This window comes from Alcaligenes sp. LTN-3 (genome assembly GCF_059735605.1).
Genome location: NZ_JCAPDN010000001.1, coordinates 1,037,099 through 1,063,487, shown reverse-complemented (window position 1 = coordinate 1,063,487; position 26,389 = coordinate 1,037,099). Strand labels below are relative to the sequence as shown.

Below are 26,389 nucleotides of genomic sequence, written 5' to 3'. Positions count from 1 at the left end.
GACCGGCAATACGGGCAAGTGTTGGTTGAGTAGACTCACAGATCGTCTTCCTCGCGGCCATCAACGTGGTCAGTGCCGCTCAGGCCGCGATTGGCCAGAATGACGACCAGAAACAGGGCGGTGGTGGCAAAGCCAATCACAATTGCGGTCAACACCAAAGCTTGGGGCAGGGGGTCCGCATAGTCCACCCCCTGTTTGCTGGCGTTGATAACGGGAGCGGCGCTGATTTTGAGCCTACCCATACTGAAGATGAACAGGTTCACGGCGTAGGACACTAAAGCCAGTCCCATGATGACCTGAAAAGTACGTGGGCGCAGCAGGAGCCAAACGCCTGAGCCGGCCAGTACACCAATCGCAATTGAAAGCACGATTTCCATTATTTGTTCTCCATCCCGGATGAAGCGTTCGAGGCGGATTGCAGCGACGGTAGTTTGCGATAAAAACGTAGGGACTGGTGAGCCAACGCGATCAAAATCAGGATGGTGGAGCCAATCACCAGCATGAACACGCCGATGTCAAAAATCAGTGCGCTGGAAGTATGCACATTGCCAACCAGGGGCAGGTGCAGATCCCAGCTTTGGGCCGATAGAAAGGGCTTGTTAAAGGCCCAGACCAGCATGGCGGCCACACCGGCGGTCAACAGACCCAAGCCAATCCAGGTTTGAGGTTGAATCAGTGGGCGGGATTCCATCCACACCACGCCGCTGACCATGTACTGCAAGATAATGCCGGTTGCCATGATCAGGCCTCCCACGAAACCACCACCAGGCAGGTTGTGCCCGCGCAGCAGGAAGTACAAGGCGATCAGCGTAGAGATAGGCAGTAGCAAGCGCAGCAAGACGGCAGGGATCTGCATGATGCCTTCGGGCAGGGCAGTCTTGGGGTCGGGCTCCACAAAGACAGCTTCGCGGCTGTCCTTGACGTTCTGGCGACGGGCCAGCGGCTGGGCAATGGCTTCAATGGGGGGGCGGAAACGACGCAGCAAGGCGAAGACCGTCAAGGCAACAATAGCCAGCACCACGATTTCACCAAAGGTATCAAAGCCACGGAAGTCGACCAGAATCACGTTCACGACGTTGGCCCCGCCGCCCAGAGGCAGCGCTTTCTCGACAAAGAAGGGGGAGATACCGCTGGGGTGAGGGCGCGTCATCATGGCGTAGGCCAGCACAGCAATACCGCAACCGGCCAGAATGGCAATGATCAAATCGCGGCTACGGCGTAGCAGGGCGCGAGCACTCTTGTCCTGATTGCCGGGTATATCGCTGACCCGTTGTGGCAACCAGCGCAGGCCCAACAAAATCAGCACCACGGTGACTACTTCTACGGCCAATTGAGTCAGTGCCAGGTCAGGGGCCGATAGCCAGGCAAAGGTCAGGCTGGTAACCAGACCGGCACCTCCGGATAGCAACAAGGAGGCCGGACGGTGGAACTTGGCTTGACGGGCAGCACCAATCGCGCAGGCAATTCCCACTGCCCACATCAGGACAAAGAAGGGGTCAATGGGTGTAGAAATGGTGGATTTGAACCAGTTTCCACGGGCCAGAGGCAGGGCGGCAACGCAGAGTGTTGCCACAATGATCAGCAGCATCTGACGTTGCAGGCGTGGCGAGTACAGTTTGCCTACCGCCCAGTTTGCGGCCACTTCCAGATATTCCATGGCCAGCTCAAAGAAGCGCCTGCCATCGGCACGGGTCAGCAAAGGCGTGCGGCCTTGGCGATTTTTGTAGAAACGGTTGATGATCAGAACGAAGATCACGCCCATGCCGGTGGCAAGCAGGCTCATGATCAAGGGCAGGTTGAAACCATGCCAGACGGCCAGGTTGTATTGGGGCATTTCAGCGCCCAGAATGGCGTTGGCCGCAGTATGCAGGAAGGGGCCAAACGTCAGGCTAGGAATAATACCGACCAACAAACAGGTCAGCACCAAAATGGCACTGGGGATCAACATGCGGCGAGGCGGCTCATGCGGCTGTCGTGGCAAGTCGGTGGCGACAGGACCAAAAAAGACCTGGGCGATAAAGCGTAGGGAATAGGCCACGCTAAAGGCCCCGGCGATGACCGCCACAACGGGCAGGGCGTACTCCCAGATATTGCCGTTACCGGCCAGAATGGTCTCGGCAAAGAACATTTCTTTGGAGATAAAGCCGTTCAATAGGGGCACGCCGGCCATGGCGGCTGCCGCGACAGTTGCCAGAGTGGCTGTCAAGGGCATGGCGTGGCGCAGACCGGATAGCCGATTCAGGTTACGGGTTCCCGTTTCGTGGTCCACGATACCGGCTGCCATGAACAAGGAAGCCTTGAAGGTGGCATGGTTCATCATGTGAAACAGCGCCGCGACCAGCGCAAGCGGGCTGTTCAGCCCCAGCAGCAAGGTAATCAGACCCAGATGACTAATGGTGGAGTAGGCCAGCACGCCTTTCATATCGCGCTGGAACATGGCTACGTAGGCTCCCAGTGTCAGAGAGCACAGACCGGCGCCACCAATAATGACAGCCCATTCTGTCGTGCCCGACAGTGCAGGCCACAGGCGTGCCAACAGGAATACGCCGGCCTTGACCATGGTGGCCGAGTGTAAATACGCCGACACGGGAGTGGGGGCGGCCATGGCATGGGGTAGCCAGATATGAAAGGGGAACTGGGCACTTTTAGTGAGCGCGCCCAAGGCAATCAGGATCAGCATCCCGGTATACCAAGGGTGGTTGCGAATCTGCTCGCCCGACTCCAATACCACGCTCAGGTCATAGCTGCCAGCGGCCTGGCCCAGCATGAGCACACCTGCCAGTAAACAGAACCCCCCGGTGCCGGTGATGATCAGCGACATACGCGCACCCCGGCGCGCATCCATGCGGTGATACCAGTAGGCGATCAGCATGAAGGAGGAGATGCTCGTCAGCTCCCAGAACACCACCAACTGGATCAGGTTGCCCGACAGCACCACGCCGAGCATCGAACCCATAAAGGCTTGTAGAAAGGAGAAGAAGCGTCGGACTGGATCTTGGGCTGACAGGTAATAATGCGCGTAAAGGGCAATCAAGGCCCCCATGGCAGTAATGATGACACTGAACAGCCAGGCATAGCCGTCCATGCGCAGCTTGAAGGTCAAGCCATGAGCGGGAATCCAGGAACGGGATGACTCCAACACCTCTCCGCGAGCAATGTCTGGATAGGCGTAGAGAGTCAGTAGGGTGCAGGTAATGGCAACAGCGCCTGCAAGAGATGCTTGGAGTTTGCGAGAGTTCGCGGGCATCAGGGAAGATAGCAAACTACCGATGAACGGCAGTGCTAGGATCACGAGCAAATACATCTGACTCCAACAGGCGGTGATTTAGGCGGCTAGCGCTTAATAATACGATATATGCGGCTAATTTCAGTCCAACTGCGAGAAAAAAAGCGTTTTTTTAGTTCTTGCGGGCTTGATGCAGGTCAAGCGCATACGTGAGGTTTTCTCTCACAATAAATGCTTGACTAGAAGAAACCGGTCTTTTTCAGGAGGCCCCTGTATGCCGCAAACTTTGGAAGCATCGGATACCAGTGCTCCGACCGCGCAAGATATTGAAATCTCAGAAGCCCTGATCCGGCGCTTTGATCGTTCTGGACCACGTTATACCTCCTATCCCACCGCAGACCGTTTTTTTCAGGACTTCCCCGCCCAGCCCTATATTCACGAGCTATCGCGACGGGCCTTGAGCAGCAGCAATCCCCCTTTGTCGGTGTACCTGCATATTCCGTTTTGCCAGTCGCTTTGCTACTTTTGTGCCTGCAATAAAATTATTACGCAGGACCGTAGCAAGAGCGAGCAGTACCTGGATTACCTGCTGCGCGAAATTGACATGGTTACCCAATACATGGATGCGGACAGGCGCACCGAACAATTGCATTTGGGCGGCGGCTCGCCCACGTTCCTGGATAACGAGCAACTGGCTCGTCTGATGGCCAAGCTTAACGAGCAGTTTGCGTTTACGGACGATGCGGAGTTGGGCATCGAAATCGACCCACGCACCTTGGCGCAAGGCACTCTCCAGAACCTGGCGGCTCTGGGCTTTAACCGTACCAGTTTTGGGGTGCAAGACTTTGACCCCAATGTGCAAAAGGCGATTAATCGTATTCAGCCCTTCGAGATGGTCAAACGCGCCATCGAAGAAAGCCGGGCGGCCGGTTTTCAATCCATCAATACGGATCTGATCTACGGTTTGCCTTTGCAGACTCTAGAAAGCTTTGCCATCACGATTGACTCGCTGGTGCAATTGCGTCCAGATCGCATCGCTCTTTATAACTACGCGCACTTGCCCACGCGCTTTAAGGCTCAGCGCTTGATTAACGAAGAAGAATTGCCTGACGCCGACCAGCGTCTGCAACTGTTCCTGATGTCTTCGCAGCGTCTGTTGGACGCCGGCTATGTTTACATTGGTCTGGATCACTTTGCCCTGCCTACCGATGAACTGAATCTGGCCCGTCTGGACGGGAGCTTGCACCGCAACTTTCAGGGTTACACCACCCGTGCAGCCTGTGATCTGGTCTCTTTCGGTGTGTCGTCTATCGGTCAAGTGGGGACCATGCATGTGCAAAATGCCCGCAGCCTGCGCAATTACTACGCCGATATAGATCAGGGGCGTCTACCGATCGAGCGCGGCATTGTGATGCAGCAAGACGATCGCCTGCGGGCGGAAGTGATCATGCATTTGATGTGCAGCATGCCTGTGCCTATTGCGCGTCTGGAAGCGCGTTATGGTATTGATTTTGCTAGCTATTTTTCTTCTGAGCTGCAAGAGCTCCACAGCTATGCCCAAGCCGGCTTGCTGACGGTCGATTCCCAGTCTATCCAGGTGTTGCCCAAAGGTCGCCTGTTTGTGCGCGCCTACAGCATGGTGTTCGACAAGTATTTGAGCCAGGAAAGCGGTGCACGCTATTCCCGCCTGATTTAACACAGTGGCCGTCTTTGCAGACGGCCACGATTCTATTGCCCTGTTTCGGGTCCCGACGTGGCCGGCAGGTTCTTGCATCAACCTAAGGTATTAACATCGTGCTAAAGACGGATTTACGTCTCATGTCCCTGAAGGGAAAACTGCTTTTGCCTATTGTTCAAGGCGGCATGGGAGTCGGTATTTCGGCGTCCCGGCTGGCGGGTACAGTGGCCGCATTGGGAGGGCTGGGGACGATCTCCAGCGTGGATTTACGACGCCATCACGAAGATCTCATGGACAGCACCGGGGGAGGTGTCGAAAAAGGCGTAGTCGATGCGGCTAATTTGCAGGCGCTGGACCGTGAAATTCATCGGGCTCGAGAGCGATCAGGGGGAAAGGGGGGGATTGCAGTTAATATCATGAAGGCCGTTTCGCAGTATCCCGAATATGTGCGTCAGTCCTGCGAGAGCGGCGCAGACGCGGTGGTGGTAGGCGCTGGCCTGCCCCTGGATTTGCCTGAACTGGTTCAGGATCACCCCAAAGTTGCCCTGATTCCTATCTTGTCGGATGTACGTGGCGTCACCCTGCTGGTCAAGAAATGGCTGCGTCGCAAGCGTCTGCCGGACGCCGTCGTTCTGGAAAACCCCCGTTATGCCGCAGGTCACCTGGGCGCCGCCGACGATCAGTCATTGAACAAACCTGAATATGCGTTCCAGCGTGTGCTGGAGGGCTGCCGAGCCTTGTTTCGCGAGCTGGGCCTGGAGGCCGAGCGTATTCCCTTGATCGCCGCAGGCGGGATTCACCGCCCTGAACAACTACGTCAATTAATGGATTGGGGTGCAGACGGTGTGCAAATGGGGACAGCGTTTGCGGTCACTGAAGAAGGTGATGCGCATGAGAACTTCAAGCGCGTTTTGTTGGATGCGGAGCCCAAGGACATCGTGACATTCATGAGTGTGGCCGGCTTGCCCGCTCGCGCTGTTCGTACGCCTTGGCTGGATGCCTATTTGCACAAAGAGCAAAAACTGCAATCGGTGGCGCGTGAGCGTGCTTGCACGGAAGGCTTTGATTGCCTGGCCCATTGTGGTTTGCGCGATGGTGTGCAGCGTCATGGTCAGTTTTGTATTGACCGTCAGCTAGCCTACGCCTTGAAAGGGGATGTGGAGCGTGGTCTGTTCTTTCGCAGTTCCGAAGCCCTGCCTTTTGGCAAGGCGATGAAGTCGGTGCGCGAGCTGATGGACTATATGTTGAATGGCCGTAGTAAAACGCCTGGGGTGGTTCCTGCTGGCTAAAATGAGCAGTATGACGAGGGGGCGGGTTAATGACCCGTCGCTTTGTCACACTTTGTCTGCTTGCTCACTGTGTCCAGCTTATCTGAGCTATTCAAAGAGCGATCTTGATAAGAGCTAAAGCATCGACAGGGTTTTAGTCCTTGATTTCACGTATCAGGCCTTGCTCACTGCCATCGATCGTATGTACCGCTTCATGTCGTTGCGTTTCCAACGCCAGGCGTCGCGCAATTTCATAGCATTCTTCAATATGCTGGTTGCCCACTTTACGCAGCACGACAAAGCTGATGGATGCCGAGATGGCACTACCAATCAAGGGGACATATTTGGCGCCGTATTTGCCGGCCAGTTTTTTGGCTCCCAGGCGCACCAGAATATTGATGACACGGTCCGTTGTCAGAACCCGTCCCACCATGCCCAGCCCCATGCTGGTTCCACCGACGACTACCAGTTTTTTAAGCTCCGGGCTTAGGGCGTCCACATCGTTGGCGGTCAGCCCAAAGCGGGCATTGATGATGGGAATGACCTTCATCAAAATAGCCACATCTGCGCCCACATCCACACCGGGGATGGGGACCACGGCAGCGGCCGCCGATAGCAGGGCGCGTCGACTGATTAATTGGCGACATTCTTCGCGGGTTTTATCCAGTTCCTGCAGTGTCATCGAGCTCATGTGTCTGTCCTGAAATCAAGGCGGAGGGATCTGTGCAAGCCTTAACACATATGGGGCGGGTAGGCCGGGTTTCCAGTAAGGGGTGGCGAAATTGTGCTTCTAATCGTAGTTGATATCGCCTGTTTTAGGAAAAAAGCGGGGTATTGGTCGCATATGAAATTTTTACTTTCAAATGCCATCAGAGTTTGCCTTAAGTGAGATTGCAGGCTTTTAAATCAGCGTGTCTTTTTTTGTTGCACTTGGTGGTGTTCTTTATGTCCTTTTGAGGTCTCTCATTCATGCTCAGAGGCGCTGATTTCCATTAAACTGGCGCCGAAAATAGCATATTCCATAGGGGAAGAACGATGCATCGCCAGTCTTTGCTGGGTTTGGTGTTCTTGCTGAGCGTCAGTAGCGCTCAAGCCATTACGATAAGCAGTTTTTCGCCTCAGGGGGCGACATCAGATTTACGGGACGTCAAAGTTACTTTTGCCAAACCCGCTGTCCATTTTGGGGATTCGCAATTACCTGCGCCCGTGCTGGTGCAGTGTGATGATCCCGCTGTGGTTGGCCAGGGCCGCTGGCTCGATTCCCGTCGTTGGATTTATGAGTTTGACGAGCGCCCAGGGCCAGGGTTGAGTTGTACGGCGGTCGTGTCCAAAAGCTTTCGCAGCATCAACAATGAAGCGATCAGCGGGCCGGCTCAGTATCGTTTTAATTCTGGCGGTGCCATTTTGGAAAGCAACCGCCCGTATTACAACATTATTGATGAGGACCAGGTTTTTCTATTCAGTTTCAATGCGCCTGTTAATACCGGCTCTTTAATCAAGAACGGCTATTGCCGGGTAGAGGGTATTGGCGAGCGCATTGGCCTGAAAGCGGTTGAAGGTGCCCAGCGCGATGCGATGGTGCGCTCTGAGTTCTATGTGGATGAGGTAGACGAGCGTTACCAAGCCGTGCAGTGTGCGCGGCCCTTGCCAGCCGATGCCACCGTGTCGGTGGTGCTGGAGCCGGGCATCATGACCCAGATCGAAAATCGCAAGGGTGTCCCTAATACGGATCGTTACACCTACGATTTCAATGTGCGTCCTGAATTTACGGCCTCGCTCTCTTGCATGCGAGAGCGCGCCGAAGCACCTTGCACGCCAGTTGGCAGCTTCGGTGTTCAGTTCTCCGCGCCCGTCGCGTACGAGTACTTGAGCCAGATCCGTTTGGAAGCGGGCCAACAAGTTTGGGAGCCTGTGTCTGATAGTGATGAGGCATGGCAGGATCGTGGCCCCGGCCAATACCTGCGTTTTCAGGGACCTTTCCCTGAAAACGCTAAGCTGACGGTCAAAATTCCGGACGGCCTGACTGACGACGCTGGCCGCAGTCTTAAGAACCCGCAGGTTCTGAGTAATGGGATGAGCACCACAACGTATCCGCCGCTGGTGAAGTTTGCCGTGGAGCCTTTTGGGATTGTGGAGCGTTTCGGCCATGCCGATCGCGAGGGTTCGGATGATTCTGATCCCCCGGCCATTGGCTTGAGCCTGCGTAATGTCGAGCCGGATCTCACGACTGAGCAAATGCTGGTGTCGGCCGGTCAGGTGGGGGCCTTGGCCGTAAAGGATGATAGAGAGGTCCTAGCCTGGTATTCCCGTCTGCGTCAGCTGGATTATTCCTGGAGGGTCAGTGCGGAACGACTGCGTGACATGATGGGCGGCGATTTCCATATTACCGCTCCGATTGATCAGTACGGTCAACTGGACCTACGTGCTCAGCCTTTGCTGGTCGGCAAAGAGGTCAAGAAGCTGGACCTGCCTGGTATGGATCAAAAAGATGAACGTCCTTTTGAGCTAATTGGTGTGCCGCTCAAAGAGCCAGGTTTTCATGTGCTGGAAGTTGCTTCCCCACGTTTGGGCGCGTCTTTGCTGGAATCGGCAGGCACCATGTACGTGCGCAGCTCCGTGCTGGTGACTAATCTGGGTGTACACATCAAAAAAGGGGGGGACGACTTGCTGGTTTGGGTGACCACCTTGGATGATGCCAAGGTGGTGCCGGGCGCCAAGATCCGTGTCATGAACTGCCGTGGCGAGGAACTGGTGCAGGGCGAGACGGACAAAGACGGGATGTTCCACCATCCGCAGTCAGTGGACAGCGCCGACTACTGCCAGGAAACAGGTCTTTCCGGCTTGTTTGTGACAGCGCGCATCGACAAAAGCAACCCCATGGCGCGCGGAAAAGCTGATTTCAGCTTCGCCTTGAGCGAGTGGAATTCGGGTATCGAGCCCTGGCGCTTTAATGTCCCCTACAACTGGGGCGGTCGCGACGACCCTGTGGCCCACACCGTCATGGATCGCAGCCTGTTTCGTGCTGGTGAAGTGGTGCACATGAAGCACTACGTGCGCGAACGCGTACGTGACGGTTTCAAGGCTCCCGATCGTTATCCCGAGGCGATGATTGTCGAGCATGATGGCAGCGGCAAGCGAATTGAGTTGCCTTTGAAGTGGCAAAAGACCGCCGCTGGCAGTGTGTTTGCCTTGAATGACTGGAAGATCCCCAAGGATGCCGAGCTGGGTGTTTACCGTTTGCGTACCGAAGGTGAAAACCAGTACTTCAATTTTGGCGAGTTTCGCGTTGAACAGTTCAAGTTGCCTGTTTTGGGCGGCAGCATCAAGTTGGGTGATGGCCAGGATCGTCCTTATCTGGTTAGCCCCAAACAGATGCAGGCTGATTTGCAACTGCACTATCTGTCAGGTGGTCCTGCTGACTTCTTACCAGTGCAGTTGTCGGCGGTGGTTCGTACCCAGTCGCCTTCATTTAGCGCGTATGACGACTATAGCTTTGCTCCTCCCCAGACGGTTGAGCAATCTGACGCCTCGAACGCGCGCGTTTTTCTGAACAAGCAGCGCCTCCAGTTGGATGCTCAAGGAGGTTTGCGTGCCAAGCTGGATGATCTGCCTGTGGTGGATCGACCTTCCGAATTTCTGGTGGAAGCGACCTTTGCCGATCTTAACGGTGAAATTCAGACCCTGACCCAAACGGTGTCTGTATGGCCTGCCGATGTAGTGGCTGGTCTGCGTGCGGGTAGCTGGTTGGCCGCCGGTTCGTCCACCAAGCTCTCGGCCATTGCGGTGAGCCCTGACGGCAAGCCTCTGAGAAACGTGCCCGTGCGGATTGAAGCTGCCAATGTGCAGCGCTTCTCGATTCGCAAGCGTATGGTGGGTGGCTTCTACAGCTACGACAATCAGGAGCAGCGCGAAGACCTGGGCACGATCTGCGAGGGCCGCAGTGACGATCAAGGCCTGGTGCAGTGTGATGTGAAACTGGACAAGGGCGGTCAGGTCGAGCTGCGTGCGATTGCGCGTGATGGCGAAGGCCGTGAGTCGGTCTCCGCCAGTAGTGTTTGGGTCAGCGGTTCGGGCGATATGTGGTTTGGTGGTCAGAACGATGACCGTATCGACGTGATTCCTGCGAAAAAGACCTGGGCTCCTGGCGAGACAGCCGAGTTTCAGGTGCGCATGCCTTTTCGCGAAGCCACGGCCCTGGTGTCAGTGGAGCGTGAAGGAGTCTTGCAGGCTCAAGTGGTTCAGTTGGAGGGCGATAGCCCGAACGTCAGTGTAGAGATCAAGCCTGAGTGGGGGCCGAACGTCTATGTGTCTGTGCTGGTGCTGCGTGGCCGACTGCGTGAAGTGCCTTGGTACTCCTTCTTTAGCTGGGGCTGGAGTCAGCCTTTGAACTGGTACAAGGCCTACTCGGAAGGCGGTGGCGAATTTGTGGCCCCGACGACCACCGTGGACTTGTCCAAGCCCAGCTATCGTTTTGGTTTGGCCAGCATTGAAGTCAGCAGCCAGCAAGATGCGCTGGATGTGAAAGTGACGACAGACCGCAGCCAGTACGCCATTCGCGAACAGGCCAAAGTTGATATTCAGGTTCTGAAGTCCGATGGCACACCGGCAGCCGGTGCGTCTGTGGCCTTGGCCGCGGTGGATCAGGCCCTGCTGGAGCTGAGCCCGAACAATAGCTGGAACTTGCTTAACGCCATGCGCGCCTTGCGTGGCTACAACGTGCAGACCGCCACGGCGCAGTCTGAAATCGTGGGGCGTCGTCACTATGGTCGCAAGGCCGTAGCGGCCGGTGGTGGCGGTGGCAAAAGCCCCACTCGCGAGCTGCTGGATACCTTGCTGCTGTGGAACGGTAATGTGGAGCTGGACGCACAGGGTCGCGCAACGGTGACTGTCCCGCTGAAAGACTCCCTGACCCAGTACCGCATCGTGGCTGTGGCTGATCTGGCGGGTGATCGCTTTGGTAGCGGTTCGGCCCAGATCGTCACCACGCAAGACCTGCAAATCATTTCCGGTTTGCCTGCCATTGCCCGTGAAGGCGATGACTATCAGGCCCAGGTGACGCTGCGTAATAGCAGCCCACGTGCCATGACCGTGAAAGTGCAGGCGAAGTACCGTGGTAAAGGCTTGCCATCGGCAGAGTTGCCTGAGCAAACCGTTGAGCTGGCTTCCGGTTCGGCCAAAGTGCTTGTTTGGCCTATGTCGGTTCCACTGTCCAGTGGATCGGCCGATTCGCACCAAATGGAGTGGACGGTTGATGCACAGGAAGTTCAGCAGTCCGGTGTCACGGGCAAAGCAGCCAAAGACAGCCTGACGATTAAGCAGGAGGTCTTTACTGCCACCCCCATCACCGTTCAGCAGGGAACACTGGTTGCTGTGGGTATTGATGCCCCCCTGAACATGTCGGTGCAGGCACCGGCTGGTGCCTTGAAGAACGAGCAAGGGGTGGTTCAAGGAGGGCTGCAGATGCTGTTCCGCTCTTCTTTGGGCGGCGGTATGGAAGGGGTGCGTGCCTGGTTTGAACGCTATCCTTACAGTTGCTTTGAGCAGCAAGCCTCGCGCTTCATGGGCCTGCGTTCCGAACAGGCTTGGGCTGGTCTGATGCAGCGCATGCCTTCGTATATGGACCAGAATGGTTTGCTGCGTTACTTCCCAAGCAACTACGGTTGGGGCAGTCGTGTGCTGACCAGCTACATCCTGGATATCAGCTATATTGCTGAATCCATTGGCCTGAACTTCTCCATTCCGGATGGCTTGCGCAACGAGATGCTGCAGGGCCTGGAGAACGTGGTCAATGGTCGAATCCCGACTATGCAAACGGTGTCTCGTCAAGAGCGTGATATCGAGGTAATTCGTGCTGCGGCTGTGTTGGCCAAGTACGACCGCGCTCGCGTCAATATGCTGGATTCGGTGGAGCTGAACCTGCAAAGCTGGCCAACCGAAATTCTGCTGGCCTGGGTTGATCTGACTCAGCGTTTGCCAGGCATCAAAAAAGCCGAGCAGACGCGTAAAGAAGCCATGGGTCTGATTCAGGCACGCCTGATCAGTCGTGGTACCCGTCTGGTCTTTGGTGAGGATGCGCTTAACGGCAGCCCATGGGCCATGACCAGCCGTGTGACCAACCAGGCTCGCCTGATGTTGCTGGCCAATCAGATGCCGGACTGGACCGAGGATATGCCTCGCCTGGCCCAAGGTCTGTTGGCAGAACAGCAACGGGGTGTATGGCGCATGACCACTGAAAACCTTCTGGGTAGCTTGGCCATTGAGCAGTTCAGCCGTCATCATGAACAGCAACCTAGCGGCCAGTCCATGGTGATTCTGGGCTCGGAAACGGCCCAAGTGGTGGACTGGGACATGCTCAAGCCTGACGGCCAGGGTGTGCGTTCCGCCAAGATTGACGTGCCTTGGCGGGGTGATCAGGTCGATAACCTGAGCGTTGAGCAAATGGGCGAAGGCAAGGCCTGGATCGACGTCCGTTCCCTGGCGGCGGTGCCTGTGACCAAACCTATCTCTGCTGGCTTGAGCCTGGAGCGTCATATTGAGGCTGTGGAGCAGGCCAAGCCTGGCGTGTGGAGTCGTGGCGACATCATGCGCGTGAAGATCAAGGTCAAGGCCCAAGGTCAGGCAAGCTGGGTCGTTGTGTCTGATCCAGTTCCTGCCGGAGCCACGATCTTGGGCAGTGGCCTGGGTCGCGACTCTGCCATGGCAACAGCCGGTGAAGAACAATCCGGCCAGTGGCCCAGCTTCGTCGAGCGTCGCTTTGATGGTTACCGTGCTTACTACGAGCGCTTTGAAGAAGGCACGACCGAGGTCAGCTATACGGTGCGTTTGAACACTGTGGGCCAGTTTGTGTTGCCAGCCAGTCGTGCTGAGGCCCTGTACGAGCCTGATGTATTTGCCGTCTGGCCTAACGAGCAAGTTCTGGAAGTTGTGGATGCACCCGTCAAGTAAAGCAGGACTGCTGGTGCTGGGACTGGCCCTGTGGGCCAGTCCTGGGCAGGCTACCCCCAGCTACGAGGAGGTTCGGCAAGCGTACCGCTCTTCCGATGTACAGGTTCTGGATCGCCAGGGCCAGCTTATCCAACGAGTCCGTCTGGACTTTCATCAACGACGCGGCGACTGGGTCGCGCTGGAGCAAATTTCTCCGGCTTTGCAAATGGCGGTCCTGATGTCTGAGGACCGCCGTTTTGAGTCTCATGGTGGGGTGGATTGGTTATCCGTCGGCTCTGCGGCCTGGGATGGTCTGTTTGCCGGGCGGAGTCGCGGTGCCTCGACCATTACCATGCAGCTAGCCGGTCTGATGGACCAGGATCTGCTTGGTGGTCGTGGTGGGCGCTCGGTCTGGCAAAAGCTGGATCAGGTGGTGGCGGCCCAATCGTTGGAAGATACCTGGAGCAAACCCGAAATTTTGGAAACCTATCTGAATCAGGTGGCTTTCCGGGGTGAGCTGATCGGGGTGGATGCGATGGCGCGCACCCTGTTTCAAAAGCAGGCCGCAGCATTGGACGCGCGTGAGTCGGCCATTGCCGCTGTGTTGTTGCGCGGCCCGAATGCCTCGGCCTTGACGGTTGAACGCCGGGCGTGTTTGACCTTGCAGGAAATGGGGCGCGCCGAGCAATGTCGAGCGTTGAGTAATCTGGTGCCGGTGGCTTTGCGCCGGGCCGGACAAGCCCCCTTGGGGCAGGCTCAACGGGCGCCGCATTTTGCCCGTTGGGTCTTGGATCAGAATCCGCAAATCAAAGCGGGTGACAGTGTCCACACAAGCTTGGACACGCGATTGCAAATGCAGGTGCAGGCCAGTATGCGGCGACACTTGCTCGATCTCAGTACCGCGCGTGTGCAGGATGCTGCCGTTGTGGTGCTGGACAATCACAGCGGGCAGGTTCTGGCCTACGTCGGGTCTAGTGGTGACCTGTCCGAGGCGGCCGAGGTGGATCATGCTCGCGCTTTGCGGCAGGCCGGCTCTACGCTCAAGCCTTTTCTGTATGAGATGGCGATTGAAAAGCGACTGTTGACAGCGGCGTCTTTGCTGGAGGATTCCCCGCTGAATTTGTCCACCGGTAATGGCCTGTATATCCCGCAAAACTATGACAAGCAGTTTGTGGGTTGGGTCAGTGCGCGCAATGCCCTGGCCTCTTCGTTGAATATCCCCGCTGTGCGGGTGTTGACCATGCTGGGGCCTGCCAATCTGGTGGATCGCTTGCGTGCGTTAGGCATGAATCTGCGCCAGGATGGCGATTTCTATGGGTATAGCTTGGCTTTGGGCAGTGCGGATGTCAGCTTGTTGGAGTTGACCAATGCCTACCGTGCTCTGGCCAATTTAGGCCAGACTCAAGCCGTGCAAACACGTATGGACCAGCAAAGCGCTGTCTTTCATCCTGTGATGGATGCAGGCGCTAGCTGGATTGTGGGCGACATATTGTCGGACCGTCAGGCGCGGGTACTGACCTTTGGTTTGGACAGTGCCTTGAGTACACCGTTTTGGAGTGCGGTTAAAACCGGAACCAGTAAAGATATGCGTGATAACTGGGCCCTGGGGTGGACAGAGCACTTTACCGTCGGTGTTTGGGTGGGAAATAGTGCCGGTCAAAGTATGCAAGATGTATCAGGCGTTAGCGGTGCGGCACCGATCTGGCACGAGGTGATTTCGATCCTGCAGCAGCGTCGCCCCGGCCGTCAAACGGCTATGCCTGCTCAGGTGCAGAGGCGGCAGATTGAGTTTTTGCCTGCCATGGAACCTAGCCGTGAGGAATTTTTTGTCGAAGGCACGCAGACTGATCGCGTGGTGTTAAGTGATGTGGAACAGGCCTATGCTGGCCCGGCCCGTATTCGCGAACCAGTCAATGGCACTATTTTCGCGCTGGATCCGGATATTCCACCACAAAACCAGCAACTGCGATTGCTGGCCCAAGGACAGATTACCGAGCCCTTGGTGTGGTGGGTGCAGGGAGTAGAAGCGGGGAAGGGGGCACAGTTGCGAATTCCGCTGGTGCCGGGAACGCTGCGAATTGAATTGAAAACGGAACACGGTCGCTTAATGGATGAAGTCAGCGTACAAATTAGAGGTGCACAAATGACAAGCTTTAACAAAGATTAACCGCTTGCACTTTTACATGGCTGATACACTGCTATCCTTATTGATTCTTCGTAAAGAGAGAGGGAAACTTCATTATGATGACTTTACGCGCGCTCGCTCGAATTTTGGCTCCTGTTGGCTTGGTCGCACTGGCCGCTTGTCAGACCGTTCAAGAAAAACCGAGCGATACCGCTGGTGCTTCCAGCACCGCAACGCAAACAACTCCCTCCACGCCAGCAACTGGCGCTCAGCAGCCTCAAGCACAGGCAGGTGCCCAGCAGCAAGCCGCACCGGTACAGATTTTCCTGGCTGACACGCAGGAGCAAGCGGGTTGGGCTCGCGTCGATGTCCAGCCCAATGGTGTTCTATTTGTGAATCCGCGTGCCGTGGTGGTGCGTCAGGATCTGGTTGGCGTACAGGCCGGTACTAACGACAGCAAGGAAGGCTTGTTGGCGTTGGATTTAACGCCAGAGGCGGCTCAACGTTTGCTGCAAGTGACCACTCAGTTCCCCAAAAAGCGCTTGGCGTTGGTCGTGGGTGACACGATGTTGGCTGCTCCCGCTTACGGTTCGCCCGTTAAAGATGGCCGCCTGATTTTCATGGTGGGCACTGAAGCTAACGCCTTGGCTGCTGCGCGTGCCATTGCCGGTCAAGAAGCGACACAAACCAACGGCAAGAAGTAAGCCCTGCTTACGACTTTAATGCCACCCTGGTCTTGGGTTCATCCATGCCTGGCTTGTTGAAAAATGCGGTGGGTGTCCACACCCACCCCTCTTGTTAAAAACAGGAAAGTCGGTATGGTGACCCCGCCCAGCAGTTTTACTTTTTATATCCTTTCTTTTCGGGTTCTGATCAGCCTTCATGGGGCCGCGCTCTTATTCATCATGTTGATGGGCACTGGAGCGATCGGATCCGTTTTTGTCCCCGCTTTTTTACGTCTGCCCCTGTTCGTCTTTCTGATGGGGCTGGTCTCGGCGTTTCTGGCCTTGTGCTGGAGCCATTGGACCCTGGCGTGGCACAGCTCCAAATCAGGGCGTCGCTGGGCCTGGATTCCCGGTTTCTGTTCGGCCTTCTTTCTGGCCTTGAGCCTGGCGCTTTTTGTGATCGGTGTCTGGGGCACCTTGGGCCTGGCTGATTTTGCCTACCAGCATAGCGAGTGGCTTACCTCCGGTCAGTAAGATTACGAGGGCCTCTTGGCGCCCAATGATGATCAGGCCGCACCTTCTACCACGCCGTATCGGCAGCATCCCTAATTGTTGTCTTGCTTTGCTCCGTGCGCGTAGCGAGCAGCGGCTCTGAGCGGCTGCGTAGATTGTCGTTGTATTTTCTGCAGTGGGTTCAATTCTTTCTCGCTTTTTGATCAATTGCGGTCTTAAAATATACGCATTGCGTATGTTTTAGAAGCGAGAGCTGATATGGCCGTCTCCCAACAAGTTTTTTTGCGTGATGCAATGCGTCGCCTGAACCTGACTCGTGACGTTTTTGCGGCACGTATTGGGGTCAAACGCCGTGCATTGGATACCTGGCTGCTGCCTGAAGGCTCTTTGGAGTCGCGGGCCATGCCTGAAGTGGTGCAGCGGTTTGTCACGGAAATCGTGGAAAATGAAGCATTGCTGAGCAAATATGCGCAAAGCGCACAGTCCGGTCCCTTGCGTGATCGCATTGCTACCGGCGGCAAACATCAGCTCTTGTCCGTAGACCAGTTCACCCGTGAAACCGTGGAAGAGCTGTGCAGCCTGGCCGACATCATGCAGCCTATCGCCCGCCGTCAAAAAGTATCGCGCGTGCTGGAAGGTGCTGTGCTGGGTAACCTGTTTTTTGAAGCCTCCACCCGCACCCGCGTCAGCTTCGGCTCGGCCTTTTGCCGCCTGGGTGGTTCGGTATGTGACACCACCGGCTTTACCTTTTCCTCCATGGCCAAAGGCGAGTCCATTTACGACACCAGCCGCGTCATGAGCGGCTATGTGGATGCCATGGTGATCCGTCACCCTGAGCAAGGCTCGGTCGCGGAATTTGCACGTGCCACCAATATTCCTGTGGTGAACGGTGGTGATGGTGCTGGCGAACACCCCAGCCAGGCCTTGCTGGATCTGTACACCATCAGCACGGAGTTTTCGCGTCTGGGCAAGTTGCTGGATGGCGCACATATTGCCCTGGTGGGTGACTTGAAATATGGCCGTACCGTGCACTCCCTGATCAAGCTGCTGGGCATGTACCGTGGCCTGAAATTCACCCTGATTTCGCCCCCCGGCCTGGAAATGCCTGAACACATTGTGGAGCAGGTTGCCAAGCAAGGTAAGCATGTCATTGAACAGACCAGTTCCTTGGAAAAAGGTCTGCCCGGCGTGGATGTGATTTACGCCACGCGAGTGCAAAAAGAGCGTTTTGAAGAAGGGCAGGATGGCAGCTTTACGGCTGACTTCCAGGTTAACAAAGCCATTATCGACCGCTGCTGCGGCCCTGATGTGATTGTGATGCACCCACTGCCACGCGATAGCCGCGAAGGTGCCCATGATCTAAGTGTGGACCTGAACCACGACCCGCGCCTGGCTATCTTCCGTCAGGCTGACAACGGTATTCCCGTACGTATGGCGATCTTTGCTGTGCTGCTGGGTGTGGAGACGCTGGTGCAGCATTCCATGCGTGATGTGACCTGGGACCCGCCATCGCACGTCGGTCCTGATGATGCGGTTTTCCATGGCATGTACTAAGTTGAGTAGATGCCAGCGCTAATCCTGCGCCAGCATTAAAAAAACCGGGGCTCTGATTCAGAGCCCCGGTTTTTTGTCTTTAATCACAGCGCTTTTAAAATCGGCTGGGTGAGCAGATTGATAGCGGTGACATGCCACGCTGAATCGTCGCTTGCAGGCGAAAGCTCAGCCCAGAAAATCCATGTTTATTTGGATGTAGGCATGGCAAATTCCGCACCCTTGGAGATGCTCTCAGGCCAGCGTTGCATGATGGATTTCTGGCGTGTGTAAAAGCGCACGCCTTCTTCACCGTAGGCGTGCATGTCGCCAAACAGGCTCTTTTTCCAGCCACCAAAACCGTGCCAGGCCATAGGGACAGGAATTGGGACGTTGATACCGACCATACCCACGTGGATACGGCGGCCAAATTCACGGGCCACGTTCCCGTCGCTGGTAAAGCAAGCGACACCGTTGCCGAACTGGTGCTTGTTGATCAGTTCAATGGCACTGGCTAGATCCGGTACACGTACGCAGCACAGAACAGGGCCAAAGATTTCATCCTGATAGACGCTCATGTCGGGGGTGACGTGATCGAACAGGGTACCGCCCATCCAGAAGCCGTCCTTGCAACCTTCACCGGCTTTGGCACCGTCAAAGTTACGACCGTCTACCAGCAGTTTGGCGCCTTCTTGTACACCTTTGTCGATGCAGCTGCTGATACGCTCGCGTGCTTGCTGCGTCACGATGGGGCCCATTTCTGCCGCTGCATTGGTGCCGTTCAGAATCTTCAGGCTGCGAGTGCGTTCTTCCAGCTTGGGCAGGATGCGCTCGGCAGAGTCACCCACCAGTACAGCGACTGAGATGGCCATGCAACGCTCGCCTGCCGAACCGTAGGCGGCACCGATAAGGGCGTCCACGGTCAGGTCGATGTCGGCGTCAGGCATGACGACCAGGTGGTTCTTGGCGCCACCCAGTGCCTGGACGCGCTTGCCGCCAATGGCGCCCATTTCATAAATACGGTTGGCAATTGGGGTGGAGCCCACAAAGGATATGGCTTGCACGTCCTGATGATTGACCAGGGCCTCAACCGCGTCTTTATCGCCTTGCACCACGTTGAACACACCATCGGGCAGGCCAGCCTGCTTCAGCAGCTCGGCAATAAACAGGCTGGGGCTGGGGTCGATAGGGCTGGGTTTGAGCACAAAGGTGTTGCCCGCAGCAATCGCTACAGGGAACATCCACATGGGCACCATGACCGGAAAGTTGAAAGGGGTGATACCCGCGACCACACCCAGGGGCTGGCGCATGGTCCAGTTGTCGATATTGGTGCTGACCTGTTCGGTGAAATCGCCTTTGAGCAGTTGAGGAATGCCGCAAGCAAACTCCACAATTTCAATGCCGCGAGTGACTTCGCCCATTGCATCGGACAGAACCTTGCCATGCTCGGCCGTAATCATGGCGGCCAGCTTTTCCTTGTTCTCGTTGAGCAAGGCCAAAAAATTGAACAGGACACGGGCGCGGCGAAGTGGTGGGGTGTCGGCCCAGGCGGGGAAAGCGGCCTGGGCACTGGCCACCGCAGCGTCAATATCTTGCTGGCTACCCAGTCTGACTTTGGCGCTAACCTGGCCGGTGGCCGGGTTGTATACCGGTTGAGTACGGGTACCGGCGCCAGCCTGCTGGCCACCTCCGATGTAGTGAGCAATTTCGGGGGTGTTTAACTCTGTCATGGTGATGCTCCTGCTGGGATGAATTAAAACAAGGGGCGGTAACCTGATCGGGCCGGGCTACCGCCAGCGTACCAGGTACCTAGTGAGACACAGCGGCAATACCAACTGCGGTTTCAGCGCGGACTTGCTGGGCGTCAAACCCATCACGGTCTTGGCTGGCGCGACGGCTGTTGTCCAGTTTTGATACAAAGTAGATCATGAAAAATGCCAAAGGCATGGAAATCAGGGTGGGGAAGTCATACGGGAATACTGCCTCGGAAAAGCCCAGAATGCGTACCCACACGGCTGGAGACAGAATCACCAGGCCCAGCGCCACGAGCAGGCCGCTCAAACCGCCATAGATAACGCCTCGGGTAGTGACACCGCGCCAGTACATGGACATCAGCAAGACCGGGAAGTTAGCCGAGGCGGCAATACTGAAGGCCAGGGCAACCAGGAAAGCCACGTTTTGGCCACGGAACAACAGGCCCAGAAAAATGGCCACGAACCCAATACCGATTGATGCCAGGCGGTTGACGCGCATGGCTTGCGATGGCGTGACGTCGTCACGGCGGATGACTTTGGCGTACAGATCGTGAGCGACCGCTGATGCTCCTGCCAAGGTCAGGCCACTGACCACGGCCAGAATCGTGGCAAAGGACACGGCGGCCAGCAAACCAAACAGCAGATTGCCGCCCAAGGCCGTTGCCAGATGCATGATAGGCATGTTCGAGCCGCCCAACACCATGCCCCCAACCTTGCCATCCACATAGAACTCGGGGTGGTTGGGCAAGATGGCCATGGCAGCCAGACCCAGAAAGCAGATCACCACAAAGAACACGCCCATCAGCCCGGTTGCCACGAATACCGATTTACGGGCTGCGCGTGCATCAGGTACGGTGAAAAAACGCATCATGATGTGGGGCAGACCTGCAATGCCAAACACCAGGGAAACGGCCAGGGACAGACCCGAGAACGGATCGGCCATCAGCTTCCAGGGGCCCTTCATGGCTTGGCCTGCCTGATGATGATCGGCAGCAGCGCTGACCATGGCAGAAAAGTCAAAGTTGAAATACCACATGGCCAGGGCAGCCATCAAAAAGCCATTACCCATCATCAAAATCGCCTTGATGATCTGTACCCAGGTGGTTGCCACCATGCCGCCCACCACGACGTACACCATCATGAGCAAGCCCACGGCCACCACGGCATAGGTGTAGTCGATGCCAAACAGCAGTTGCACCAGTTGCCCTGCGCCGACCATTTGCACGATCAGGTAAAACAGCACTACCGTCAGCGAGCTGATCGCAGTAAAGATGCGCGTGCTGCGTTCATCCAGCCGGTATGAGACGATGTCGCTCAAGGTGTAGCGGCCCAGGTTGCGCAGGCGCTCGGCAATCAGAAACATGATGATCGGCCAGCCCATGAAGGCGCAAACCGCATACAGCAGCGAGTCAAAGCCGTTGGTAAAGGCCAGGGACGAAATGCCCAGCAAGGTTGCAGCGGACATGTAGTCGCCCACAATGGCCAGGCCATTTTGCGTGCCGGTAATGCCGCCTCCTGCCGTGTAAAAGTCCGAGCTGGAACGTGTGCGCGACGAGGCCCAGTAGGTAATGCCCAGGGTAACCAGGACAAAAGCCGCAAAGATCAGAATGGCTTGTGTATTCATGGGCGTACCTTTGCCAGTACTCGCTCGCACAGCGGGTCAAAGCGGGTGTTGGCGATATGGATATACACGCCGGTTAATAACCAGGACACAAAAATCAGTCCTATTCCGTACACCATGCCACTGTTGACAGCTCCTCCACTGCCCAGCTCATGGGTTAGAACGCCGGGCCAAAAAATGGCCGTTACGATGAGCAGGCCCGTCAGCCCCAGGCAGAGGCCGGCGCAGGCAAATGCCAGACGCCGCCGCTGCGACTTGAGTTGCTCATATTCTTGTAGTCCGGCTAGTTTCCGGCTTAACTCTTGATGCGACAGCATGGTTTTGTCTCCGTATTGTTGTGATTACTGCCCATGTCCGCCTGGCCGATATTATTTGGTCGGCTTCACTTTATGAGCTTTCTTATTAACAAACTCGCCCAAGCGTTCTTGAACATCCCGCCCGGTCTGTACTACCGCTGCCATCAAGCCCTCGGCAAAGAGGCCGTCGGTGGCAGACATATCGGCAATGCGGCTGATCGAGCTGACAATGGCGTAGTTCGACAAGATGGCATTGCCTGCAATGCGCTGGGCCAGTTCCAGGCTCAGCTCATAGGCTGTTTTGGGATTGGCTTCGTTGTTGCATACGTAATGCGCCAGCCCCAGTCGCTCTCCTTCCACGGCATCGAGCACCCGACCTGTCAGCATCAGTTCGATCATGCGGTTGGGAGAAATGATTTTTGCGGTGCGAACGGTAGCGCCACCGCCGGTAAAGATGCCGCGTGTGCCTTCAGGCAGGGCAAAGAAGGTGCTGCTGTCGGCCACGCGAATGTGCGCTGCGCTGGCCAGTTCCAGGCCCCCACCCACGACCGCGCCTTGCAGGCAGGCAATGACGGGGATGCCGCCGTGTTCGATCTTGTCAAAAGCACGGTGCCAGCTTTGGCAGACGCGCAGAAAATCCACGGCGCCGCGTTCCTTGTCATGGTGTTCTTTCAGGTCCAGGCCCGCGCAGAAATGGTCGCCTTCTGCCTTCATCAGAATGACCCGGATGTGCTCGGGAATATTGGAGAAGTAGGCATCAATTTCAGCAATGGCATCTTCATCCAGAGCGTTGCGCTTGTGCGCCTTGTTCAGCGTGACAATTCCGATGTTGTCCAACTCGGTGGTGAGCAGGAAAGGGGCGGCCATAAAAAACTCCTTGTGTTACGTAAATGCGAAGGCAGTGGTGCAAATCAGCTGGGATCGGTTTGATCCGCCAGCATTTTGCGCAATGCCATTTTTTGAATCTTTCCAGTTGCCGTCATGGGCATCTGGTCGATGAAAATTACTTTGTCGGGCACCGACCAGCGGGTGACGCGGTCCTGATAGCGCTCCAGCATGTGGGCCTCGTCCAGATCCGCGCCTTCGCGTGGCACCACGAACAGCACGGGGCGTTCGCCCCATTTGTCGTCGGCCTGGGCGATGCAGGCAGCCAGCTCAACCAAAGGCTCTTCCATGGCGATGTTTTCGATCTCGATCGAGGAGATCCATTCGCCGCCGGACTTGATCACATCCTTGCTGCGGTCGGTAATGTAGACGTAGCCGTCGGCATCGATGGAGCCTACGTCGCCCGTGCGGAACCAGCCGTTTTCACTGGCCAGGTCGGGTTTGCCGTAGTAGCGGTCCATGATCCAGTTGCCCTGGATCAGCAGGTGGCCGCTGCTCTTGCCATCGCGTGGCAGGGTATTGCCTTCGTCGTCAACGGTTTTCAGGCGTGCGCCGAACAGGGCGCGGCCTTGCGAGGCCAGCACGTGCTGTTTCTGGGCTTCGGGCAAGTCCTTGTGTTTGGGCAGCAATTGGCACACCGTGCCCAGCGGCGAGGTTTCCGTCATGCCCCAGGCGTGGCGCACGGTAATGCCGTAGCCCGCCCAGGCTGCGATCATATTGGGTGGGCAAGCTGAGCCACCGATCAGAATGCGGCCCAGGGTGCTGAACTGTTTGCGATTGGCTTTGGCATAGTCCAGCACGGTTTTCCATATGGTGGGTACACCGGCAGACAAGGTGACGCCAGCGCGTTCGCACAGGGAATAAATGCGCTCGCCTTGAAGGTTGGCACCGGGCAGCACCAGCTTGGCACCGGACATCAGGCCGGAGTAAGGCAGGCCCCAGGCATTGACGTGAAACATGGGGACCAAAGGCATGACGGCGTCAGCGCTGGCAATGCACAGTGCGTTCGGGTGGGCCGAGGCGTAGGCATGCAAGAGAGTGGAGCGATGGGTGTACAGCGCGCCTTTGGGATCGCCTGTGGTGCCAGAGGTGTAGCACAGGCCGCTGGCGGTATTCTCGTCAAACACGGGCCATTCAAAGCCCGTCGTGTCGTTGCCCAGCCAGCTTTCGTATTCGTCGGCCAAAGGGCCTTGAGCTTCACTGCCCATGCGTACCCACTGCTTAACGGTGGGGCAGTGGTCGCGCAGATAGCTGACCATTTCTTCGAAATGTTCGTCGTAGAACATCACCGTGTCTTGGGCATCATTGATGATGAAGGCAATTTGCTCGCGCGTCAGACGCGGGTTCACGGTGTGACAGATCAGACCGATGCCCGAGGTGGCGTAGTAAATTTCCAGGTGGCGGTAGGTGTTCCATGCCAATGTCGCCACGCGTTCGCCGGGCTGCAGACCTTCGCGGCGCAGTCCCAGAGCCAGATCCTGAACCCGGTGGGCAAATTCAAGATAGCTGTAGCGATGAAGCTCGCCATTATCCAAAGCGGTAACAATCTCCTGCTCAGGGTTATTCTCTACGGCGTGGGTGAGAATTGAACTGATGAGCAAGGGCATATGCATCATATTTCCAGTGCCTAACATGGTGATGTCTCCTTGTATTATGTGTGTCAGCATAGGATGGTTTAGCACCTTACCCAATAGCGAATACTGACGTCGAATATGCAAAAAGTGACAATCTTTGAGAGGTCATAGGAAATGAATGCTTTGCCCGGCACGCTCCCGGTGCCCGTTGATGCAGCCCATACCGCCACCGTGGCGCTGGATCTGGTTCAGGACTGGTTTCACAGCCTGCGCACCAGCTATTCCGAAGAGGTGCTGGATCACTGCCTGAAGCAGGCGGGCATCGTGAAAGACTTTATTGATCGGCCCGGCGCTCGTTTGACGCGTGATCAATTAGTGCGCTTGTATCAGGAAAGCGCTAGGAAAACGGGCGATGAGATGATGGGTTTCTGGACTCGGCCCATACGTGCCGGGGCCTTGAAATACATTGTGCGTACCGTGCGGGATGCGCCGTCCATCAATGTGGCCTTGTATCGCTTCACCCAGTTCTGGAATTTGCTGCTGGATGATTTCAGCCTGAACCTGATACGCACGGATAAAGAATTGGGTATTGAACTGGTGCCGCGCTACCCCACCGCCTATGTGCATCGTTTCGGTCATGCTCTGATGCTGAAATTGACACACGGGATTGTGTCCTGGCTGATGGGGCGCGAGGTGCCCGTGCAGCAAGTGGCCTTTGCGTTTCCGAGGCCGGCTTTTGCGGCGGACTACTCGGTGCTGTTTCCGGCTTTAGTCAGTTTTGATGCGCCGTACTCCCACATCTTGTTCGGGGCGGAGCTGGGCCAGGTGCGTCCGCAACGCACTCAGGTAGAGGCCAGGGCCTTTCTGGAACGGGCGCCGCGTGACTGGATTTTTACCTCCTATCACGAGCACGCCTTGCGCCTGAAAGTGCGGGAGATTCTGCATACCGATTTGGGCCACACCTTGCAAGACGTGTCCGGAAAATTGCATATGTCGGCGCGCACGCTGATACGCAGGCTGCAAGAAGAAGGCCTGTCGTTTCAGGGAATCAAGGATGAGTTGCGCCGAGATTTGGCGATTTTTAAATTGTTGCGCAAGGATATGTCGCTGGCTGAAATTGCTTACGCATTGAAGTTCAGTTCGCCAGCGACATTTCACCGGGCTTTCCGTCATTGGACGGGCATGACGCCCGGTGTGTATCGCGCCGCCCAGCAGGAGCTGGCCTGAAGGGCGGCCCTGGCCGGGTTTGAGCCCGGCCTGGCCTTTACTTGCGTTCGCCGCCCAGGACTTCGACCAGATCGCTGATCATCTTGGCCAGCTCGGAGGTCATCAAGGTCAAGTCGGCATCAAAGATTTCGTCATCGTTGACGGCCGTCACATCTTGTTTTTCAGTCAGGATGTCCAGCGGGGCCACGCGTTTGATGTCCAGCGCATCGGTCAGTACAAAGCTGATGCGATCCGCCCAGGTCATGGCCAAACGAGTGCATTGCTTGCCGGCTTCAACGTGCTTGCGCACTTCGTCAATGTCGGCGCTTTGCTTTACGTAGCGCACGGCGGCACCGCTGTCGCCGGTGGAGCGCAGCTCGGTGTCCTGGTCGACCGTGAAGTTGGCCAGTTGCTCTTCGTCGACCAGCCAGGAGGTCATGGCCGCACCAGGCGATTGCTCGGTGTACAGAGGCTGCACGGGGAAGGGTTCCACGCTCTTGGCCAGCAGGCCCAGCACTTCGTCGCTCTTGGCCGTGGCGGCGGCATCGATGGCCAGCCAGTGGTTGCGCGTATCCAGCCACACACGGGTGTCGCGCGAGACGGCGAAGGCACGCGGCATCAAGTCCACAATGACTTGTTCTTTGATTTCCTTCATTTGCTTGCGGCCGGGTTTGTAGCCTTGCTGCTCTTCGATATCACGTGCCTTTTCACGAGCGACCTGATTGATCACGGTGGTGGGCAGCAGCTTCTTTTCGGCGCGCAGGGCGATCAGGTACTGACCGTTGACTTCATGCACCAGGGCGTTGTTCTCGCGTGGGCTGACCCAGCCCAGGCTTAGCGGCTCCTGGCTGGAACCAGGGGTGAAGCTGTGTTTGGAAAGAGCTTCTTCCAGCTCTTCGGCGGAACATACCCAGTCGGGGGAGAGGCGATAGATGCGTAGATTCTTAAACCACATGGATACGAAGATAAATAAACAGAAGAAAAGGGGCGGGCGTTAAAGCCCGAGGCAATGTTCGATTGTACGCGCAGATCTTCCTGTGTCGCCCCGCCATTTACGGACCCTTGCATTTGCTTGACAGGGGGCGGGAAATGACAGGCGCAAGGCGTTTTGATACCTGAGCTTG

Annotated in this window: 17 protein-coding genes; 8 read left to right on the top strand and 9 right to left on the bottom strand. The window is 56.6% G+C overall.

Annotated features, from left to right (window positions below; translation table 11 throughout):
• Window positions 1–35 precede the first annotated feature (35 nt).
• Together AC6I6N_RS05015 and AC6I6N_RS05010 are read right to left on the bottom strand one after the other, a co-directional pair.
• Window positions 36–377: a Na+/H+ antiporter subunit C gene (locus AC6I6N_RS05015; protein WP_094196980.1), complete on the bottom strand. Its 342-nt coding sequence runs from the start codon at window positions 375–377 to the stop codon at window positions 36–38.
• Complete coding sequence (locus AC6I6N_RS05010; protein ID WP_094196979.1) at window positions 377–3,304, bottom strand: monovalent cation/H+ antiporter subunit A; 2,928 nt, start codon at window positions 3,302–3,304, stop codon at window positions 377–379. Before AC6I6N_RS05010 ends, AC6I6N_RS05015 begins: the two co-directional genes overlap by 1 nt.
• Window positions 3,305–3,500: 196 nt before the next feature.
• Between AC6I6N_RS05010 and hemN the strand changes: the two genes are divergently transcribed.
• Together hemN and AC6I6N_RS05000 are read left to right on the top strand one after the other, a co-directional pair.
• Window positions 3,501–4,922, top strand: coding sequence for an oxygen-independent coproporphyrinogen III oxidase (gene hemN / locus AC6I6N_RS05005; protein ID WP_108727600.1), 1,422 nt, complete (start codon window positions 3,501–3,503; stop codon window positions 4,920–4,922).
• A gap of 122 nt (window positions 4,923–5,044) precedes the next feature.
• Window positions 5,045–6,193, top strand: coding sequence for an NAD(P)H-dependent flavin oxidoreductase (locus AC6I6N_RS05000; RefSeq protein ID WP_094196977.1), 1,149 nt, complete (start codon window positions 5,045–5,047; stop codon window positions 6,191–6,193).
• A 133-nt stretch (window positions 6,194–6,326) separates the two neighbouring features.
• On the opposite strand, the gene AC6I6N_RS04995 is transcribed toward AC6I6N_RS05000, so the two are convergent.
• Window positions 6,327–6,863, bottom strand: coding sequence for a hypothetical protein (locus tag AC6I6N_RS04995; protein WP_094196976.1), 537 nt, complete (start codon window positions 6,861–6,863; stop codon window positions 6,327–6,329).
• A 344-nt stretch (window positions 6,864–7,207) separates the two neighbouring features.
• Between AC6I6N_RS04995 and AC6I6N_RS04990 the strand changes: the two genes are divergently transcribed.
• From AC6I6N_RS04990 to AC6I6N_RS04970, 5 genes are all read left to right on the top strand, one after another.
• A complete protein-coding gene (locus AC6I6N_RS04990) occupies window positions 7,208–13,117 on the top strand; it encodes an alpha-2-macroglobulin family protein (RefSeq protein WP_497943280.1) in 5,910 nt (1,969 codons plus the stop codon).
• Entirely contained in the window at window positions 13,101–15,263 is a 2,163-nt protein-coding gene (pbpC, locus tag AC6I6N_RS04985; protein ID WP_497943279.1) for a penicillin-binding protein 1C, read from the top strand. Before AC6I6N_RS04990 ends, pbpC begins: the two co-directional genes overlap by 17 nt.
• A 74-nt stretch (window positions 15,264–15,337) precedes the next feature.
• On the top strand, window positions 15,338–15,925 hold the full coding sequence (locus AC6I6N_RS04980; RefSeq protein WP_094196973.1) for a hypothetical protein: 588 nt from the start codon (window positions 15,338–15,340) through the stop codon (window positions 15,923–15,925).
• A 114-nt stretch (window positions 15,926–16,039) separates the two neighbouring features.
• Window positions 16,040–16,420 (top strand): hypothetical protein, encoded by a 381-nt coding sequence (locus tag AC6I6N_RS04975; protein WP_497943278.1) that lies wholly within the window; start codon window positions 16,040–16,042, stop codon window positions 16,418–16,420.
• A 237-nt stretch (window positions 16,421–16,657) separates the two neighbouring features.
• Window positions 16,658–17,953, top strand: a complete 1,296-nt coding sequence (locus tag AC6I6N_RS04970) for an aspartate carbamoyltransferase (protein ID WP_094196971.1) — start codon at window positions 16,658–16,660, stop codon at window positions 17,951–17,953.
• Between the two features lie 185 nt (window positions 17,954–18,138).
• Here AC6I6N_RS04970 and AC6I6N_RS04965 read toward each other — a convergent pair whose 3' ends face one another.
• The 5 genes from AC6I6N_RS04965 to AC6I6N_RS04945 all read right to left on the bottom strand — a co-directional run bounded on the left by AC6I6N_RS04965 (window position 18,139) and on the right by AC6I6N_RS04945 (window position 24,119).
• Window positions 18,139–19,659 carry a CoA-acylating methylmalonate-semialdehyde dehydrogenase gene (locus tag AC6I6N_RS04965; RefSeq protein ID WP_497943277.1) on the bottom strand — a complete coding sequence of 507 codons (1,521 nt, stop codon included), beginning with the start codon at window positions 19,657–19,659 and terminating at the stop codon, window positions 18,139–18,141.
• A gap of 79 nt (window positions 19,660–19,738) precedes the next feature.
• Window positions 19,739–21,307, bottom strand: a complete 1,569-nt coding sequence (actP, locus tag AC6I6N_RS04960) for a cation/acetate symporter ActP (protein WP_094196969.1) — start codon at window positions 21,305–21,307, stop codon at window positions 19,739–19,741.
• The gene (locus AC6I6N_RS04955; protein WP_094196968.1) at window positions 21,304–21,621 is read right to left on the bottom strand and encodes a DUF485 domain-containing protein; all 318 of its coding nucleotides are present in this window, start codon (window positions 21,619–21,621) and stop codon (window positions 21,304–21,306) included. The genes actP and AC6I6N_RS04955 overlap by 4 nt, the downstream gene beginning before the upstream one ends.
• Window positions 21,622–21,672: 51 nt before the next feature.
• Complete coding sequence (locus tag AC6I6N_RS04950; RefSeq protein ID WP_009461766.1) at window positions 21,673–22,467, bottom strand: crotonase/enoyl-CoA hydratase family protein; 795 nt, start codon at window positions 22,465–22,467, stop codon at window positions 21,673–21,675.
• A gap of 44 nt (window positions 22,468–22,511) precedes the next feature.
• Complete coding sequence (locus tag AC6I6N_RS04945; protein ID WP_497943276.1) at window positions 22,512–24,119, bottom strand: long-chain-fatty-acid--CoA ligase; 1,608 nt, start codon at window positions 24,117–24,119, stop codon at window positions 22,512–22,514.
• Between the two features lie 114 nt (window positions 24,120–24,233).
• Here AC6I6N_RS04945 and AC6I6N_RS04940 point away from each other — a divergent pair, with 114 nt between their 5' ends.
• A complete protein-coding gene (locus tag AC6I6N_RS04940; protein WP_497943275.1) occupies window positions 24,234–25,286 on the top strand; it encodes a helix-turn-helix domain-containing protein in 1,053 nt (350 codons plus the stop codon).
• A gap of 37 nt (window positions 25,287–25,323) precedes the next feature.
• On the opposite strand, the gene AC6I6N_RS04935 is transcribed toward AC6I6N_RS04940, so the two are convergent.
• A complete protein-coding gene (locus tag AC6I6N_RS04935) occupies window positions 25,324–26,220 on the bottom strand; it encodes a recombination-associated protein RdgC (RefSeq protein WP_497943274.1) in 897 nt (298 codons plus the stop codon).
• Window positions 26,221–26,389 lie beyond the last annotated feature (169 nt).